General features: G+C 66.9%; 13 protein-coding genes, 1 tRNA gene, 1 pseudogene and 1 riboswitch. Of the genes and pseudogenes, 8 read left to right on the plus strand and 7 right to left on the minus strand.

Going from position 1 to position 16,345, the window contains the following annotated elements; all coding sequences use genetic code 11:
* The first annotated feature begins 17 nt into the window (after nt 1-17).
* The 5 genes and pseudogenes from EDF57_RS24705 (at nt 18) to EDF57_RS24725 (ending at nt 2,792) form a co-directional block, all read left to right on the plus strand.
* A tRNA-Met gene (locus tag EDF57_RS24705) sits at nt 18-94 on the plus strand.
* A gap of 214 nt (nt 95-308) precedes the next feature.
* Nucleotides 309-568: pseudogene (locus EDF57_RS26155) on the plus strand (IS3 family transposase); the annotation flags it as partial.
* A gap of 273 nt (nt 569-841) precedes the next feature.
* The gene (locus tag EDF57_RS24715; RefSeq protein WP_134096299.1) at nt 842-1,780 is read left to right on the plus strand and encodes a magnesium transporter CorA family protein; all 939 of its coding nucleotides are present in this window, start codon (nt 842-844) and stop codon (nt 1,778-1,780) included.
* Nucleotides 1,781-2,140: 360 nt separating this feature from the next.
* Entirely contained in the window at nt 2,141-2,551 is a 411-nt protein-coding gene (locus EDF57_RS24720) for a cupin domain-containing protein (RefSeq protein ID WP_134096300.1), read from the plus strand.
* 4 nt (nt 2,552-2,555) lie between these two features.
* Complete coding sequence (locus EDF57_RS24725) at nt 2,556-2,792, plus strand: tautomerase family protein (protein ID WP_134096301.1); 237 nt, start codon at nt 2,556-2,558, stop codon at nt 2,790-2,792.
* A 58-nt stretch (nt 2,793-2,850) separates the two neighbouring features.
* Here EDF57_RS24725 and EDF57_RS24730 read toward each other — a convergent pair whose 3' ends face one another.
* Together EDF57_RS24730 and EDF57_RS24735 are read right to left on the minus strand one after the other, a co-directional pair.
* Entirely contained in the window at nt 2,851-3,597 is a 747-nt protein-coding gene (locus EDF57_RS24730) for a siderophore-interacting protein (RefSeq protein WP_208324957.1), read from the minus strand.
* Complete coding sequence (locus EDF57_RS24735; protein WP_134096302.1) at nt 3,597-4,292, minus strand: class I SAM-dependent methyltransferase; 696 nt, start codon at nt 4,290-4,292, stop codon at nt 3,597-3,599. Before EDF57_RS24735 ends, EDF57_RS24730 begins: the two co-directional genes overlap by 1 nt.
* A gap of 143 nt (nt 4,293-4,435) precedes the next feature.
* Between EDF57_RS24735 and EDF57_RS24740 the strand changes: the two genes are divergently transcribed.
* A complete protein-coding gene (locus tag EDF57_RS24740; protein WP_134096303.1) occupies nt 4,436-5,245 on the plus strand; it encodes a helix-turn-helix transcriptional regulator in 810 nt (269 codons plus the stop codon).
* A 38-nt stretch (nt 5,246-5,283) separates the two neighbouring features.
* Here EDF57_RS24740 and EDF57_RS24745 read toward each other — a convergent pair whose 3' ends face one another.
* Nucleotides 5,284-7,236, minus strand: a complete 1,953-nt coding sequence (locus EDF57_RS24745; RefSeq protein ID WP_208324958.1) for a beta-N-acetylglucosaminidase domain-containing protein — start codon at nt 7,234-7,236, stop codon at nt 5,284-5,286.
* A 457-nt stretch (nt 7,237-7,693) separates the two neighbouring features.
* Between EDF57_RS24745 and EDF57_RS24750 the strand changes: the two genes are divergently transcribed.
* On the plus strand, nt 7,694-8,056 hold the full coding sequence (locus EDF57_RS24750) for a PRC-barrel domain-containing protein (protein ID WP_134096304.1): 363 nt from the start codon (nt 7,694-7,696) through the stop codon (nt 8,054-8,056).
* Nucleotides 8,057-8,092: 36 nt separating this feature from the next.
* Here EDF57_RS24750 and EDF57_RS24755 read toward each other — a convergent pair whose 3' ends face one another.
* Both EDF57_RS24755 and EDF57_RS24760 read right to left on the minus strand, forming a co-directional pair.
* The gene (locus tag EDF57_RS24755) at nt 8,093-8,713 is read right to left on the minus strand and encodes a TetR/AcrR family transcriptional regulator (protein ID WP_134096305.1); all 621 of its coding nucleotides are present in this window, start codon (nt 8,711-8,713) and stop codon (nt 8,093-8,095) included.
* A 97-nt stretch (nt 8,714-8,810) separates the two neighbouring features.
* Nucleotides 8,811-11,033, minus strand: a complete 2,223-nt coding sequence (locus EDF57_RS24760; protein ID WP_134096306.1) for a TonB-dependent receptor — start codon at nt 11,031-11,033, stop codon at nt 8,811-8,813.
* 256 nt (nt 11,034-11,289) lie between these two features.
* On the opposite strand from EDF57_RS24760, the gene EDF57_RS24765 reads away from it, so the two are divergent.
* Nucleotides 11,290-12,234 carry a 3',5'-cyclic-nucleotide phosphodiesterase gene (locus EDF57_RS24765; RefSeq protein ID WP_134096307.1) on the plus strand — a complete coding sequence of 315 codons (945 nt, stop codon included), beginning with the start codon at nt 11,290-11,292 and terminating at the stop codon, nt 12,232-12,234.
* On the opposite strand, the gene EDF57_RS24770 is transcribed toward EDF57_RS24765, so the two are convergent.
* Together EDF57_RS24770 and EDF57_RS24775 are read right to left on the minus strand one after the other, a co-directional pair.
* Nucleotides 12,200-13,783: a peptidase gene (locus EDF57_RS24770; RefSeq protein ID WP_347876971.1), complete on the minus strand. Its 1,584-nt coding sequence runs from the start codon at nt 13,781-13,783 to the stop codon at nt 12,200-12,202. The genes EDF57_RS24765 and EDF57_RS24770 overlap by 35 nt on opposite strands.
* A 4-nt stretch (nt 13,784-13,787) precedes the next feature.
* A complete protein-coding gene (locus EDF57_RS24775; RefSeq protein WP_134096308.1) occupies nt 13,788-15,830 on the minus strand; it encodes a TonB-dependent receptor in 2,043 nt (680 codons plus the stop codon).
* 198 nt (nt 15,831-16,028) lie between these two features.
* A riboswitch (cobalamin riboswitch) is annotated at nt 16,029-16,273 on the minus strand.
* Nucleotides 16,274-16,345 lie beyond the last annotated feature (72 nt).

Consider the following 16,345-nt stretch of genomic DNA (forward strand, 5'->3'; position numbering starts at 1 on the left):
TCAGCCCTCAATGGTGACGCGGGGTGGAGCAGCCCGGTAGCTCGTCAGGCTCATAACCTGAAGGTCGCAGGTTCAAATCCTGCCCCCGCAACCATGAACATACCTCCACACACAACAGCCCGGGCAAGCGCGCGACTTAGCGCCGCACGCGCGGCAGTAGAGCCCGAGCAGGAGCATGCCGCAGGGACGGCACCTCGCGTACAGCTGGCTTTACGCCGATGCGCCCGGCAACTGGACCTGGTCCTTCCGAACTGCATGCCCGACAACATCATCCTGACGGACTGGTTTGGAAAAGTCTGACGACGCCAAACCAGCGCGGGGCCTTTGTCCTGATTGGCGTCGATCCCAGGACCGTCCGGCGCAAACTTCCGCCAGACGATAGCGCTATCCGGGCCACCATCCGTGAAGTCGCCGGCAAGTGGCGACGCTTTGGCTGTCGCCGGATAGGCATCATGATCGAACGCCCGGGATTGATGATGAACCACAAGAAACTCTCCCGGCTCTACCGGGAGGAAGGTCTGTCGGTCTGTCGGTCCGCCGCGGTCGCGGTCGAAAACGGGCGCGTGGCGGTGGCACACCGGCGCATCGCGCTCGCTTCATGCCGCGGCTCAACCTCTGGCCCCTGACCGAACTTATCCAATTTCGCACAGCGGCCGGGATCAGGGCTTCGTTCCAGGCGGCTTGCGCAGGGGCAGCACCGCCCCGAACCTTGCAACCTTACATCCGATTTTCACGCCTCTCCTGCACCGCTGGATCGACTTCGGAGCCGCCGCATGTCACATCGCCATGGAAGAGATCCGGACGACGGGACGGTGAAATCGATATCGGGGCGGAGAGCAAAGTGCTGAGATCATTTCCTGGCAGCGAAACGGAGGCCAGCGCCGCGTGGATCGATCTGATGTCGCCCGACGAGGCCGAAAAGGCCCGGATCGAGAAACGGTACGGCATTCGTATCCCCGACCTGGACACGCTTCGGGAAATCGAGACTTCGAGCCGTCTGCGCGTCGATGGCCATGTCCTGTACATGACCGCGCCCCTGATCGCCGGCACCACGACAAATCACTGGAAGCTGGCGCCCACGGGCTTCATTCTTACGCCGGACGTGCTCGTAACGGTCCACTATTCCGACCTTGCACCGTTTGACGCCGTCGCCGGCCAGCTGCGGGACAGCGCGGACCTGACGCCGCCGAGCGTATTGATCACGTTGCTGGAGGACGTGGTGGACCGCGCGGCAGACCATCTCGAGCACGCTTCGGAAATTCTCTCCCGCGCTTCGCAGGCGCTGTTCTTCGAGGAAGAGGCACGACCGGGCCTTCGCAAGGAAACGCGAAAGATCCGGGAGATCATACGGGATATGGGCCAGGCCAGCGACCGTGCTTCGCGCGTGCGGTACGCGTTCCTGAGCATCGGCCGGATGATAAGCTTCGTTCTGGACCGCTGCACGCCCAAGCTCGACGAGAACCTGCGCGAAAGGTTCGAATCGATCCGCCATGACATCAACTCGCTGGACGAATTCGAGACCAGCCTGGGCGGGCGGATCCAGCTCCAGCAGGATGCCGCTACCGCCTTCATCAACATCGAGCAGAACGACGTCGTGAAAGTGCTGACGGTGGCCTCGGTCGTCGGCATTCCGCCGGTGATGGTGGTCGGCGTCTACGGCATGAATTTCAAAGTCATGCCCGAACTGGACTGGCCGCTGGGCTACCCCTTCGCGCTGGCGCTCTGCGTGCTGTCGACCGTCATTCCCTATCTGTGGTTCAAGTGGCGCGGTTGGATCTAGGCCAAGGAAGGGCGGCCCGGCCATTACAGCCCGGCCTGTCGGCGCATCGCGGTAGCGGTCGAGATTTTCCGAGGCCAGGCCGGGTGACGCTCCGTGTGGCCCTGTCAACAACCGCACGCCCTGGCGGCATCGCCGCCGTGGAGAGGCTTGGCACCGCCTGCCGCATTGCTGAGGCCTGTTCATCGGTGCGTTGCCGGAGTCGGGGCTAATGGCGGCGGCCCGGAACGCCTAGATGAGGAGCCGGCGGTTCGCGCGTGCGGGCCGGCCATCAGCAACGTCGAAAAGGGCGGTCGGCATGATCGGATGGCTGTTCTCTCGGCGCCCGTTTGCACCGCTCAAGCTCAGGAAGGCACTCGCCCCATGGATATCACCCGCAAGGCAGACATGAAGACCGTCGAAGGCCCCGAGGCCTGTTTCACCGGCAGGGTCACGATCACCGGCCAGTTCCAGCGCGAGGATCCCTCGCGCGTGTCCGGCGCCATCGTGCACTTCGAGCCGGGCGCGCGCACGGCCTGGCATAGCCATCCGGCCGGGCAGACGCTGATCGTGACCGAGGGCGTGGGCTGGACGCAGATCGAGGGCGGCGCCAAGCTGGAATTCCATGCCGGCGACATCCTTTGGTGTCCCGCCGCGCACAAGCACTGGCACGGCGCCACGCCGCATGAGGGCATGACCCATATCGCCGTGCAGGAAGTGGTCAACGGCACCCCCGTCACCTGGATGGAGAAAGTGACTGACGAGCAGTATCTCGCACCACTGGCGAAGGATTGAGCCGATGCCGCATGTCATCGTGAAGCTGTGGCCGGGCAAGTCAGAGCAGCAGAAGCAGGCCCTGTCCGACCTTATCGCGCAAGGCGTGATGGACCATCTGGGCTACGGCGAGGGAGCGATTTCCATTGGCTTCGATGAGGTCGCTGCCGATGACTGGGAAGACCGGGTCGTGAAGCCCGACATTCTCGGCAAATGGCCGAGCCTGTCGAAGCGGCCGGGCTATATCGACCCACCTGCCTGAGCCGTGCGCGGCGTATCGCGAAGCCGGCGCTTATGGCCCGGCTTCGCGCCTCTCGCACTCAATCCATCCCGACTTTGCCGGGTGCCCAATAGGCTTTGGTCCTGATCCGGCCCGGCGGCACGCCATGTCGTTTCAGCGCCTGGCGCAGCCGTTGCACCGTTCCGGCCTTGCCGGTCAGGACGAAGGCATGGCCCGCGCCTGCCAGCGCGGGAAGGGCCGCCTCCATGCCGGCAAGATGGGCATCGTCGGCCGATCGTTGGAAGATGTGCACTGCGCCCATGCTCAGTTGGTCGGCCACGGCGGTGCTCTCCGTCTCGTCATCGACTTCGAAATATCCCGAGACGATGCGCCGGGGATCGTGCCGCGCCGCCGCGCAGGCCAGTCCGAGGGAGGTTTCGTCACCAAAGAACGCGATCGGGCCGTCGAAGGGGCGCAAGTCGAGCGAGGGACGCGGGCCGAACAGGTGGCACTCGTCGCCCTCGCGGGCCTCCCGGAGCCAGTGGCTGCCCGGCGCACTGCCATGCGCAAAACCCAGGAACTGCACTCGGCCCCTATCGGCATCCCAGTCCATCGGCGTGTAGGTGCGTGCGACGAAGGCGGAGTCCATGGCGATCTGCACTTTCTGACCGGGCGCCCATTGCGCGGACCGAAGCGCGGGACTTTCCAGCGAGACGAGGCGAAAGCGCTCGCCCAGCGGCGTATTGGCGGCGATGGCGGCGCGCTTCATGAGCAGCCCGATCAGGGCCTTGCCGATGCGGCCCGGCTTCCGTTCGGGCGCGGCGGGATCGCTGTAGGCCTCCACCATCAGGCGATCCTCACCGTGAATTCATTGCCGCGCCCCTCGCCGATCGGCAGCGGCTGCGAGAGATAGCCGTTCGCCGGATCGTGGATATAGGCCTGGTAGGCAGGATCGAAGGCATTCTCGCCAATGACCGCGGCCCCCGTTCGCAAGCGGGGTTCGATCAATTTGAGAACGGGCAGGTACAGCGACATGGCGCCATCGATGAGGGCCAGGTCGATCTCGCCGCCCGTGTCGCGCAGCGTTTGCAAGGCGTCGCCTTCCCGGATCTCGACGAGGTCGTCCAGACCGGCGTCGGCCAGATGGTCACGGGCTTTCGCGACTTTGCCGGGCTCTAGTTCGGTGCCGATGACGATACCGCCGCCATTGTCGCGCAGGCCGGCCGCGAGATAGAGGGTCGAAATGCCCATCGAGGTCCCGAATTCCACGATGCGCCGCGCTCCGGTCGCGCGGACGAGGGCATAGAGGAAGCGGCCGAATTCCGGCGATATCGCCAGGAAATTCCCGGCATAGCTCTGGTAGATGGCCGGATAGTCCTGCCGTTCCGCGGCCAGGTGCTGCCTGACGACCTCCTCGATCGTGGCGCCCGGGGCGTTCAGCTTGGCCATCATCATCGCAAGGTGTTCGCGATCCGATGCTTCGGCGGTCTCATGCAGTCGTTCGAGAAGCGCGGCCACGCGCGGGCTGTCCAGAGTGTTCACGGCTGTTCCTTCAGGGATGGGCGAGGACGAAGGCGCCTCGACGGTGCCTGCCGTCCGGGATAAGGACGCAGCCGGGTGGCGTCATTACGAAGGCTTGCCATGTTGTTATTCAATACCGCCAATGCGGCGTCGCAGCCGGGATCATGCCTGTGCCGGTTCTGAATCCCGCCGATGTCACGGAGTGGGTCGAGCCCGATGACGTCCCGCGGCCGATCGTGGCCTTCGGTGCGGCGATGGCGGACGACGAGGACTTCGAACTCGATCCTCACCGGCATCGGAAGGGTCAGATCCTGTTGGTCCTGCGGGGGGCGATCAGTTGCGAGGTCGAGGGCGGTCTCTGGATCGTGCCTCCGCGCAGCGCGATCTGGATTCCCGGCGGCGCTTTGCATTCCTTCCGGATCACGGGCGCGCTGGAGGGATATTGCGCCTTCGTCGATCCCGCCCTGAGCGGTGCGCTGCCCAAGTCGAGCTGCGCCGTGGCGGTGACGCCGCTGCTGCGCGAGCTGCTCGCGCGCGCTGCCCATCTCAGTTATCTCTACGAAGAAGGCGGTGCCAATTCCCGGCTCGTTTCGGTCATCCTCGACGAACTCGCCGCGGCGCGCGTGGAGGATCTCCACCTGCCGATGCCCAGCGACAGCCGCCTGCGCAGGATCATGGATGCGATGATCGCCGCGCCTTCGGATCGCGGCTCCGTCGCGAGCTGGGCAAAGTGCGCCGGGCTCAGCGAGCGGACCATGTTGCGCATCGTCCATCGCGAAACCGGCATGAGCTTCGGGCAGTGGCGCAGGCAGTTGGGTGTCGTCCTGGCGATCAAATGGCTGGCCGGCGGCGCCACCATCCAGCAGGTCGCCGCCGACCTCGGCTACGAGAGCGTGCCGAGCTTCGTGACCATGTTCCGCAAGACGCTGGGGACTTCGCCCGCCCGGTACATGGCCGAGCGCCATGCCGGGTGAGCCTGCAAATCGAGTGGGGGGAAAGTCTTCAATGCCCTTTACGGGGCGACGGGCCGTTCTGCCGACATACCGCTGTCCTGCTTCCCGGACCCGATGAGGGTCGGCGCATCGGCGATGAACCGGTCCAGGACGCCGTCGGCCAGCTTGACCGGGCCGCCGAACCGGGTTGCGCCGGGAATGGTCTGGATCGCAGCAGCTTCGGCGGCAAGGCGCTGGGCGCCGGCGAAGTAACGGAAGGCCGCATCGCTGCCCCGATCCGCCGCGTCGAGGCCGGCAGCGGTCAGCTGAAGCGCGCGGCCCCAGAGGACCATGGCATCCAGCCAGGGGCGGGATTGTTCGGCGAAGCCGGGATCGACGGTGCCCGAGCGGATGATGTCGGGCGCGCCGGCGATCTCATCGGCCCGGCGCCCCAGTTCCGCGATGGCGAGGCGGCGCGCGGCACCGTCACCTTGCGCGATAGCGTCGCGCGTCCGGTCGAGCGCGGCTTTCAGGGCCGGCGCCTGCTCCTGCCAGGGCTGACTGCCGAACGTCGGCGCCATGTGCTGGGTGTCGAAGAACAGCATGAGTGCGGCCGCGGCCTGCGCGTCGCCGCCGGCCAGTTCGCGGGCAGCGGCGCGCCAAGTGCGATCGGCGTCGTAGTCCTTGTCGTTCCACCCGAAGGCGGCAACGCCGGTCACGGCGACGCGGCTGGGCGCCTCCTGGTTCATCGGGTTCGACAGGATGCCGGTCAGTTCCTCGGACAGCCCGGCCTCGCGGCGGGCATAAGGGGCCAGCAGCAGGCGTCCGGTCGTGGTGGCGTAGTCGTTCACGGGGTAGTTGTCCCAGAGCAGCGTCTTGCGGCCGAAGGCCTTGGTCGCGGTGCGGGCATCCGGGATCGAGATGGCGGGAGGCACCACGTCCGTGCCGGTCCACTGCACCACGACCCGGGGATCGAGATGCTTGCGCAGGGCGGCCTTGTACGGGCTTTCTTTCGCATCGTAATACTCGGTGGGCACCATGATCAGCGGGCGCGACGCCTTGTCCTTCCGCAGGAGGTCCGCCTGCACCGCGTTAAGCAGGGCCGCCTGGGCGACACCGGCCGCTTCCGCCCCCGAAGGCCCGAAGGCAGCCGCGTCCCGGTCGCAATTCCACTTGGTGTATTCGATATCGTCGAGCGCAACATAGAAGCTGTGGACGCCGATCGTGCGCAGGGCATCGAGCTTTCGCTCCATCGCGTCGCGGTCCGCCGGATCGGAGAAGCAGACCGACGGTCCGGGGGAGATCGCGTAGACGAAGTCCACATGGTTTCGCCGCGCCGTCGCGGCCAGCTTGCCCAGCGCGGCCAGGGTCTCGGCCGGGTAGGGCTCCCGCCAGCGGTCGCGCGCAAAGGGATCGTCCTTGGGGCTGTAGACGTAAGTGTTCGCTTTTACGCTGGCGAGGAAATCGAGATGCCTGGTTCTGTCCGCCATGGTCCAGGGCGCGCCGTAGAACCCCTCGATCGTGCCGCGGATGGGCATTGCCGGATGGTCCTGGATGACGAGCGCGGGCAGGACGGGCTGTGCGGCGATCTGGCGAAAGGTCTGCACGGCGTGGAACAGTCCGTCGCCATCGCGGCCGGCCAGCGCGATCAGGCCGCCGCTGCCGATCGGGCGGCTGGCGATCGTATAGCCTTCGGCATGCGTGTCGAGCGAGGCACCGGTGCGCGCCAAGGCATCGCCGATGAGGGCGTTCTCCCCCGTCCCGAGCACGATATAGGGCTGCTGGAAAACCGAAGGGAGCTTGCGCGCCGTGGTGATGGTTTCCACGCCGGCGGCCGATAGAACCTTGCGAAGCAGCACGACGGTCTCGGGATCGACCTCGGGTGCTGTCACCAGGACGACCGAAGTGCCCAGGGCCAGGGCGCCGCCCGCCAGCTTGATCGAGGCCGGGGCCGGGATCACGACAGGTAGTGTCACCGTGCCGGCCAGGACGGGGCTCGCCGAAAGGGCCAGTCCCGCAGCCATCAGGATCATGGACGAGCGTGCGACCGCGCTGCCGTTACCTTGCATCAACCCCATTCTCCCCGGTATCATAATGGTATTATCGGAGATGGCTAATCGCTTTGGCGGTTGGCCGCAAGCGTTTAAGACCGCGCAAGGCGAGGCGCGCGATGTGATAACGCCAACCTAGGTCCAATCCGAGGGTGGCCCGCGCCGCACCCGGGCGATGCCGTCGCTCCGGGGGCATCCGGCCCGTTCCGCTCATCGCTGGCCTCTCCGCAGGCCATCTCACGCGCAGGTGGAGGAGCGAAGCAACGGAACGGCTGGGTGTACCGCGCGTTCAGAACGGACTTCCCGCATTCGAGGAACGCTTCATGGCTCAGGGACATCAGCGCCGCGCAGCCCGCGATAGGAGCCTGAAGCGGGTTCGCGGCCGGACTGTGCCGACCGGCCCGACCGCACGCACTCGCGGCGAAACAAGGAGACATTCATGACCGAAATCCCCGCAGTCACGCCTATGCTTGTCGAGGCGGACACCACCGGGCTCAAGGTGCGTTCGCGCGATGGCGACAACCTGGGGCACATCAAGGCCTTCATGGTGGACAAGCGTTCGGGTCAATCGACTTACGCGGTGCTCAGCCTGGGCGGGTTCCTGGGGTTCAACAAGAGCTTCTACCCGGTGCCCTTCAGCGTCCTGGCCTATGACGCCACGGACGACGACTATATCGTGACGATCGACCGGCGGGTGCTGGAAGGCGGGCCGAGCTGGGCCAACAACGCGCCGGAGTTCAACCAGGCCTATGCCGACCGCGTGTCGAGCTATTACGGGACCGCACCGGGGCCGATCGCTTAGGCAGCGCTCCGGTTCGGCTGGGCAAGTTCGGCCCGATCACACCGCCGGCAGCACCGTTCCATCGCTGGAGCGGGCTGCCGCCAGGCTTTCGCGCACGCGGGCCAGGGCGAGAGCGGCGGGTTCCTGCTCGCCCATCAGCGCGAAGGACCCGTTGAGGTCGAACATGCAGTGGCCGTGGACGGTGGCCACGAGCGAGCGGGCAAGGCGCGGGGCGTCGGCCTGGCAGGCAGGCGGCAGCACGGCGCGCACTTCGTCCACCACCATTTCGGTCAGGCCGCCGCGCAGAACGTCCTGTTCGGGCGGGATCGTGAAGTCGGGCGGAAGGTGATGGTCGTAGATCGCCAGCCAGGCATTGCGATTGGCGCGGGCGAAGCCGAAATAGCCTTCCACCAGCACGCGGATGCGGTCCTCTGCGCCACTGGCCAGGGCCTGCCGGATGTAGTCCGTCCAGAGCAGGAAGGTCCGCGTGTTGATGGCGATCAGCAGCTGATCGTACGTGCCGAAGACGTTGTAGAGCGTGCCGATCGAATAGCCGATCCGCTTGGCCACTTCCCTGGCGGAAAAGCGCGCGAAGCCGACTTCCGCGAGGTGCTTGTGCCCCTCGACGATCAGCATCTGTTCCAGTTCCTTGCGGCTATGGTCCGATCGTCTGCCCATGCGCGGCAATGTAACAAATGCCGTTAAAATGAACAGCGTTGAATATGCCTTCGGCCGTGCGATCCGGCGGCCCTCCGCAGAGGGCCGCCGGGTATCGTCAGAAGCGGAAGTTGACGCCGGCGCCCAGGACGCGGGGGTCGTTCACGAAGGCGGTCAGGTTGTTGAAATCGATCGCGCCGATCACGTTCGACTCGTTGGTGATGTTCCGCCCGAACACGAAGACGTCCACCGCGTCGGAGGGCGAACGCCAGCCGATGCGCGCACCGCCTTCGAAGTTCGTGCCGACGTGGAATTCGGTGGCGTCGTAAAGGAACAGGTTGAAGTCCTTCTGCGCCACCCAGTCGGTCTGGGCGTAGAGCTTGCTGCCGCTCGCCATCTCGTAAGTATACGAGGCGTTGAAGTTGAACAGCCAGCGCGGCGCCTGCGGGAAGGGATTGCCGTTGATCGAGGCGCGGCGCGTGGTGCCCACGTTGACGATGGGATCGCGCACGGTGCAGGCCGCACCGCAGAAGGCAACCAGCAGGTCCGGGTCGTCGATCTTGGTGAAGTTGTAGGAAACGCCGCCGTTGAACTGGAGGCCGCGAACCGGGTTGGCGGTGGCTTCGAATTCGACGCCCCGGCCCTTGCCGCGCTTGGCGTTGATGAGCTGGTTGAAGTTGCCCTGGCCGCCGATGGCGGTGAACTGCGGGTCCTTCAGGTCGTAGATATAGCCGGTCAGATCCACGCGGAAGCGGTTGTCGGGCGTGGCCGCCTTGATGCCGGCTTCATAGGACGTGATCGTTTCCGAATCCGCCGTCGTCAGGATGTTCGAGGTGGCGATGCGGCCCTGGATCGAAGGACCGCGATAGCCGTGGGCGATGCGGCCGAACAGGCTGACCTGCGGGCTGACTTTATAAAGCGCGCTGACGTCCCAGCTCGGCTGCTTGTCGCCCACATGGCGCGAATCCGCGAAAGGCGCGCCGAGGGTGCGGGCGGCGTCGAGGTCGCGCTGGTCGCGGGTCCAGCGGGCACCGCCGGTCAGGCGCAGGCTGTCGGTCACGTCGTAGTGGACCTGCCCGAAGACGGACCAGCTGTCGCTCTTCTGGCGCAGTTCGGAGATCACCGTGGGATTAATGCCGCCGGTGCCGTTCCACGAGGCGGAGATCAGCTCGAACTTCTCGCGCCAGTAGAACGCGCCGACCTGCCAGCCGAAGCGGGTATCGCCATTGCTGGCGAGGCGGACTTCGTAGGTCTGCTGGTCGAGGTCGCTGGAAAGGGTGCCGGTTTCCGAGTTGAACGGAATGGTGCCGCTGCCCGCCGTGGTGCCGAACACGCCGCCGTCGATGTCGCCGCGGCCCGAGCTGCTGCCCTGATAGGCCGAAACGATGGCGGTCAGCGTCGCGCCGCCCAGGTCATAGTCGACATGCAGCGCCTCGGAGGTGGTGTCCTGCGCCTGGGGGTTGTTGCGGCCGCCGTCGTAATAGACGGTGTCGCGGTCGTAGCGGTCGTTGAGCTTGTTCGAGCCAGTGGTCAGCACGTTGGCGCGGTTGAGCGTGCCGGTGCCGCGATAGGAACGGGCCTGGAGGGTGAGCAGCACCGAAAGGCGGTCGTCCGGCTTCCACAGGGCGTGGATGCGGCCGGCGATGTCGTCGAAGCCGCCAAGGTCCTTGCCGGGCTTGGTGAAGGAGGCGTCATAGGCGTTGTTCACCCAGTCCTCGCGGTGGTTGGCAAGGCCGGCGACGCGCAGCGACAGGGTGCTCGAAACCGGGATGGTCGCGCCCACTTCGGCGCGGATCGTTCCGAGTTCGCCCACGGTGAACTGCGCCTGGCCTTCGGCATGGTCGCCGGGGCGGCGGGTGTCCATCTTGACGACGCCGGCCGGGGTGTTGCGGCCGAACAGCGTGCCTTGCGGGCCCTTGAGCACTTCCACGCTGTCGAGGTCGAAGATCGGGAAGCCCTTGAGGTAGACGTTCTCCAGCACCACGTCGTCGAGCACGACCGAGACCGGCTGGGAGGCGTTGAAGTCGAAGTCCACGTTGCCGAGGCCGCGAATGTAGAGGCGCGGGGCGTAGCGGCCATTCGAGCTTTCGACGTAGAGGCTGGGCGTGCGGCCGGCCAGCGAGAGAATGTCGCCGCCGCCTTCGGCGATGGCGCTGATCTTGTCTCCGGAGAGGACCGAGACAGCGATCGGCACGTCGCGGATGTTTTCGGGGCGGCGCTGGGCGGTGACGACGATGTCGGCGGAAGCGTCGAGGGTGTCCGGCGCGGTCTGGGCCAGAGCAGGCGTCGCGCCGGCCAGAAGTGCCGGCACGCTGGCCAGCCAGTAAGTCTTCGTCTTCATCGTTGCACCCCTTGCGCGCGGCCGGTAGCTGACGAGCCGCCGCGCCCGCGAGACCTTGTGGTCTGGCGGACAGGGGGTCGCACCGGCGTTCTTCCTTGAAGCGCGGCCCTTAGCCCCCGATTGTGACATTTCCGATAAATTTCTTCCGTGCATCCACAAGAAATCGTAACCCGGTCATATGTTTATTGAAATTATGACATTTTTGCGACGGTACGGTTCCGCGGCGGCCGCCGGTCTGTCCCTCTCGGCACTTACGATGGCTGCGGGCGCGTCTGCCGATGCCGGGGGCGATTCCCATGCTTTCGATGTCGTGCCGCTGGGCGTGGCAGGCGGCGTGGTCGAAGGTTCGACGACCGCCTGGTACATCGCCCGGAAGGGGCAGGAGCAGGGGCTTGCCTGCGATGCCGGCACGCTGGTCCCGGGCATCCGCGTGGCCATCGCCAGGGGCGGGTTTCCGGCCGGCACCCGCGCCGGGGACGTGCTGCACCGCAGGATCGGCGCCTATCTCATCACCCATCCGCATCTCGACCATGTCGCCGGGCTGGTGATGGTTTCGCCTGACGACAGCGCGAAGCCGATCCTGGCCCTGCCGGAAGTGAATGCGGCGCTGGCGGCCGATTATTTCAACTGGAGCGCGTGGCCCAACATGGGCGACCGCGGGCGGCCACCCTTGCTGGCACGCTATCATTACCAGGATCTCGATCCCGTCGCGGCGCCCGTGCCGGTCGCGGCGACGGGCCTGACCGTCACCGCATTTCCGCTTTCGCACGGCGGCGCCCTGTCCACTGCCTTCCTCATCCGCGCAGGGGAGCAGGCGCTGCTCTGCATGGGGGACACCGGCCCCGATGCCGTCGAGCATTCGACCCGGCTCGACGCGCTCTGGCAGGCCGTGGCGCCGCTGGTACGCGCCGGGCATCTGCGCGCGATCATCGTCGAGACGTCCTATCCCGACCCGCGCAAGGACGCCGAGCTGTTCGGCCACCTCACCCCGCGCTGGCTGCACCGCGAACTGGCGCGGCTGGCGCAGCTGTCGGGCGGGACGGGGGCGATGAAGGGGCTGCCCGTGGTGATCGGCCATATCAAGCCCTCGGTCGACGGGGACCCCGCGATCGCCGCGACCATTGCCCGCCAGCTGGCCGAGGGCGACGGTCCGCCCGTCCGCTACGTCATCGCCGAACAGGGCGCCGCGCTGGCGTTCTGAGCCCCATCCTGAAGAGGCGCCGCACGTCGCGGCGCACCTTGTTCCAGGCCATCCATGTGCCGGTGCCGCAGACGAACGTGACGGCGGCCAGCAGCGGCAGGACCACCAGGTCCCACCACGGGCGCCGGCGCAGCAGCGGCAGGTCCAGCCGGTGCAGGCCGTCCTGCAGCCAGCGGAACCCGCGCCCGTTACGGTCGACAGCGCGCAGGAGCCGGCCGCTCACCGGATCGATGTAGAGGCGCGTCGCCTCGGCATCGGCCAGAACGGCGCGCCAGACCGGAAGCGGCGCGGGGGAACGGCGGCCATAGTAGTAGGCGTCCTCTTCCTCCAGGAGTTCGAGCGAGTCGAGCGAGGGCCTGCCCGACAGCGCGGTGCGCAGCGCGTCCTCGCCGAAGAGAGCGGGCTTTCCGGAAGCGTCGAAGCGCTGCGACGAAACTTCGCCGTCCGATATGGGCAGGCCCGATACCAGCAGGAAAGTGCGCCCGCCGAGCGGGGCGGCCTCCACCCGGCGCGCGCCGCGCGGCAGGTCGCCGAGCGCGGAGAGCGCCTGGCGCACATCGCGCCAGTGCATCGGCCCGGCCAGCCGCCCGGCCTCGGCAGGGCCGGCCGCGGAATCGAGGAAGCCCCAGGGGTTCATCGAAAACAGGCCGCTCGCCGCCCAGCTCAGGGTCAGCAGGCCGAAGAACAGCCCGAAGACATGGTGCCACCACCACAGGCCCTTGTAGGGGGAGCCGATAGTCCCGTCCCGCTTGCGCCGCAGCCGCGCGATACCGGCCCAGATGCCGGTGCCGGTGAGGAAGCAGCCAGAGAGCGAGGTCCAGACCACGACCTGGTTCCACAGCGCGCCGTCCTGCCGCAGGATCGTGGGGTAGAGCCAGTGCGGCACGGCGCCCAGCCAGCCCCAGAAGCGCTGGAAGCGGGTGGTCTCCTGCACCACCTCGCCCGAACGGCCCGAGATGTAGATCACGGTCCCGGCGGGATCGGCATAGTCGGCGCGGTAGAGCGGGGCGCTCCGCCGGTAGGTCTGCACCGTCCACTGGTCGATGCCGGTTTCGGACAGAGCGGGCGCTGCGCCGCCGATCGCATGGCCGCGGGCGTAGTCCGCCGCGATCCTGGCGAGGTCGGCGCGCCCGGGCGGGGCAAGCTTCCGCCCCGTGGCCAGGTCGATGGCGTCTGGCATGGTCCGCATCTGCGCGATGGAGCGGTCGCCGGTGGCCGCGGAAACGATCCGCAGGACCGGGCGGCCGGCCATCATCTCGACGTGCGCGGAGGCGATCGGCAGGTCTGGCGCGAGGCCTGCCTCCTCCCACGCGGTATCGTTCCAGACCTGACCGGGCGGCAGTTGCAGCGGCGCCAGGCCCTGCAACTGCGCTGCCGGCTCCAGCCTCGGATAGTCCACGTAGATCATCACGAAGCCCGACAGGCACCAGAGGGTCATCAGCAGCCCGACGGAGACGCCGAGCCAGCGATGAAGGACGAGGACGGGGCGCGGCAGCAAGCTGCGGGGCAGCAGGCTACCGGGCGCCTTGGAAGGCTGGAGCGCGGTCACGGCGTCAGAAACTCAGGCCGTATTGCATCCGCAGCGTGCGCGGCACGCCCCGGTTGAAATAGAGGAAGCGGCTGTTGCTGCCATCGAGCACGCCCTGGTCGGTCGCGGCCGAAAGGTAGCCGCGCGTGGCATATTCCCGGTCGAGCAGGTTCTCGATATTGACGCCGAAGCGGTTCCGCCGCGCTGCCCCGTCGACGTAAAGGTAAGCGCCGACATCGAGCAGCGCGTAATTGCCGTAGTTCCGCCGCCCCGCGCCGGATGCGGTCGACCAGACATCGCCGATCCAGCTGGCGTTGATGCTCGCGCCGAAGGGCTGGTCTTCGGGCGCATAGGACAAGGCGGCCTTGGCATATTGCTTGGGGTTGCGGTCCAGCTGCGTCGATGCGCCCTTTTCGCGCACGCGGGCATATGTGTAGCTGGCCGAGATCCCCCAGCCGCCCGGCCAGCGCGCGTCGAGTTCCAGCTCCGCGCCTTGCGAGCGGACCTTGCCGTCGAGGTTGGCGTAAGTGCCGCCGGGGAAGGCGGGATCGTCGTAGACGCTGTCGATCATGTCCGTGATGCGGCGGTCGAAATAGGTCGCCTTCCACCCCAGCGAGGCCGCGCCCAGCGGCAGGATGCCGCCTGCAGAGAGGTTGAGCGAAAGGCTCTGCTCCGCCCTGAGGTTCGGATTGCCCACCTCGCAGCAAGGGTCGTTGCCGTAGAGCTGCGAGGCGTCGGGCAGCACGAAGGCGGTGCCGCCATTGGCTTCCAGATAGAGCGCCTCGGCAAAGTCGTAGCGGCCCGAGACGTTCCAGATCGTCTTGCGCGCGCCGTCCGTGCGATTGTAGCGCAGGCCCGCCGCCAGGCGGCCCTTCGACGAGATCTCGTCGGTGGTGCGAAGCTGCAGGATCCCGGCGTGGACCTGCTCGCTGGTCGGCGCGATCAGCAGCACGTCGTCCCGGCCGCTGAAGTTCTGGAAGTCGTAGCCCAGCAGGTATTCCAGGCCGGGGTGCAGATGCAGCTTCATCACCGCGCTGCCTCCCCAGTCGCGATAGCCCCAGAAGGTGCCGGCTGGGTAGATCACCTGGGGCTGATGGTCGGGCAGCGAATTGCGGATCTGGATGTAGGCGGTCTTCCAGTCGTGGAAATAGCCTTTCAGGAAGAACTGCACACTGTCGCTGCCGGTGTAGTCGAGCCGCAGGCTGGCCACTTCCTCGTTCCGGTCGTTGCGGCTCTCGCGAATGCGGGTGGGGGATAGGTTGTCGAGCTTCGCCTCGGTATGCTGGTACTGCGCGATGAGCGTGAGATCCGGCGCCAGCGCGTACTGGTACTTGAGCCCGGCCGACCACAAGTCGTAGCCGAGGTGCCGGTCGGTGAGGCTGGGCTGATAGGCGCTGTAGGGCAGGTAGCCTTCCGAGCGATTGTGCGAGGCATAGGCCACGAAGCGGTGGTCGCCCAGGGCGCCGCGCGCATAGCCGTCCAGGGTCGTGCCGCCCCAGCTGTCGACCGAGGCATTGACTTGGCCGCCCGGATCGTCGGAAAAGCTGCGCGTCACCACGTTGATCACTCCGGCCGAAGCCTGGGTGCCGTAGAACAGGCTCTCTCCGCCGCGCAGGACCTCGATCCGCTCGATCATGCTGGCGGGCAGAGTGTCGTTGGGCGAGGTGCTGCCGTACAGGCGGTTGTTGAGGCGGATGCCGTCCATCGTCCAGAGCACGTCCTGCGTGCGCGAACCCTGCAGCGAGACGTCTACGTAAGTGAACGGGCCATTGCGGCCGCGCACGTAGAGGCCGGGTACCTGGTCCAGCGCCTTGGTCACGTCCACCGCGCCGCTGTTGCGGATCTGCCGTTCATCGACGGTGACGACGTCGTTGCCGTAGCGGGAGAGTTCCTGCGGCAGCGTCTCTTCCAGGCTCTGCCCGGTGACGACGATCGAAGGGCCATCCGCCTCTGCGGCATCGGCTTCCCGGCCTTCGACGTTCCCGCCATCCGCGGCTCGGGCCTGCGCGGCGCAGGCGAGAGTCAGCGCCGCGGCAAGCGCCGCGTGCGAAACGGTTGCGATCTTCATTTCATTCCCCTGCCGGGCGCCAAGCGAGCTTTTGGCAAGGGTCTGCCGCTCCCGAACCCAGGCCCGCGAACGACCGGCGCACCGACCGGCCGGGCGCCCGGATTCGGGACGACCGCTCAGCGCACCGTGCGGCCCTTGCCGCTGGTTCGTCGCTCAGACGGAAAAATCACCGTGCCCCGGCCATCCCCTGGACCAAAGCAAGAGCGACCGTACGCTGGCAGGTCTCCTGGCTCACGGGTCATCGCTCGATGCACGGCCTTCCCAGGCCTCGCAGGATTTAGCGTCCGGCCCAGTGGCTGCGGCAGGGGGCATTGCCCCGCCGCGTGATGTGCATCGCGCTCACCGCTTACAGTTGCAGGGACAGCCTCGGATTCAAGAGGAAGCCTCTCTCACCGTGTTCCCTATTAAGCCTCTTTCGAGGCACCAGCGCGATCATTACCCGCCCTCCTTGCGGAAATGGCGGACGCGATGAGCTAGCCGGGGCGTGCGCCCTGTGCAAGCGGGATGTGTTCGTG

The sequence above is a fragment of the Novosphingobium sp. PhB55 genome (genome assembly GCF_004368805.1).
In the GTDB taxonomy this organism is placed as follows: Bacteria; Pseudomonadota; Alphaproteobacteria; order Sphingomonadales; family Sphingomonadaceae; genus Novosphingobium.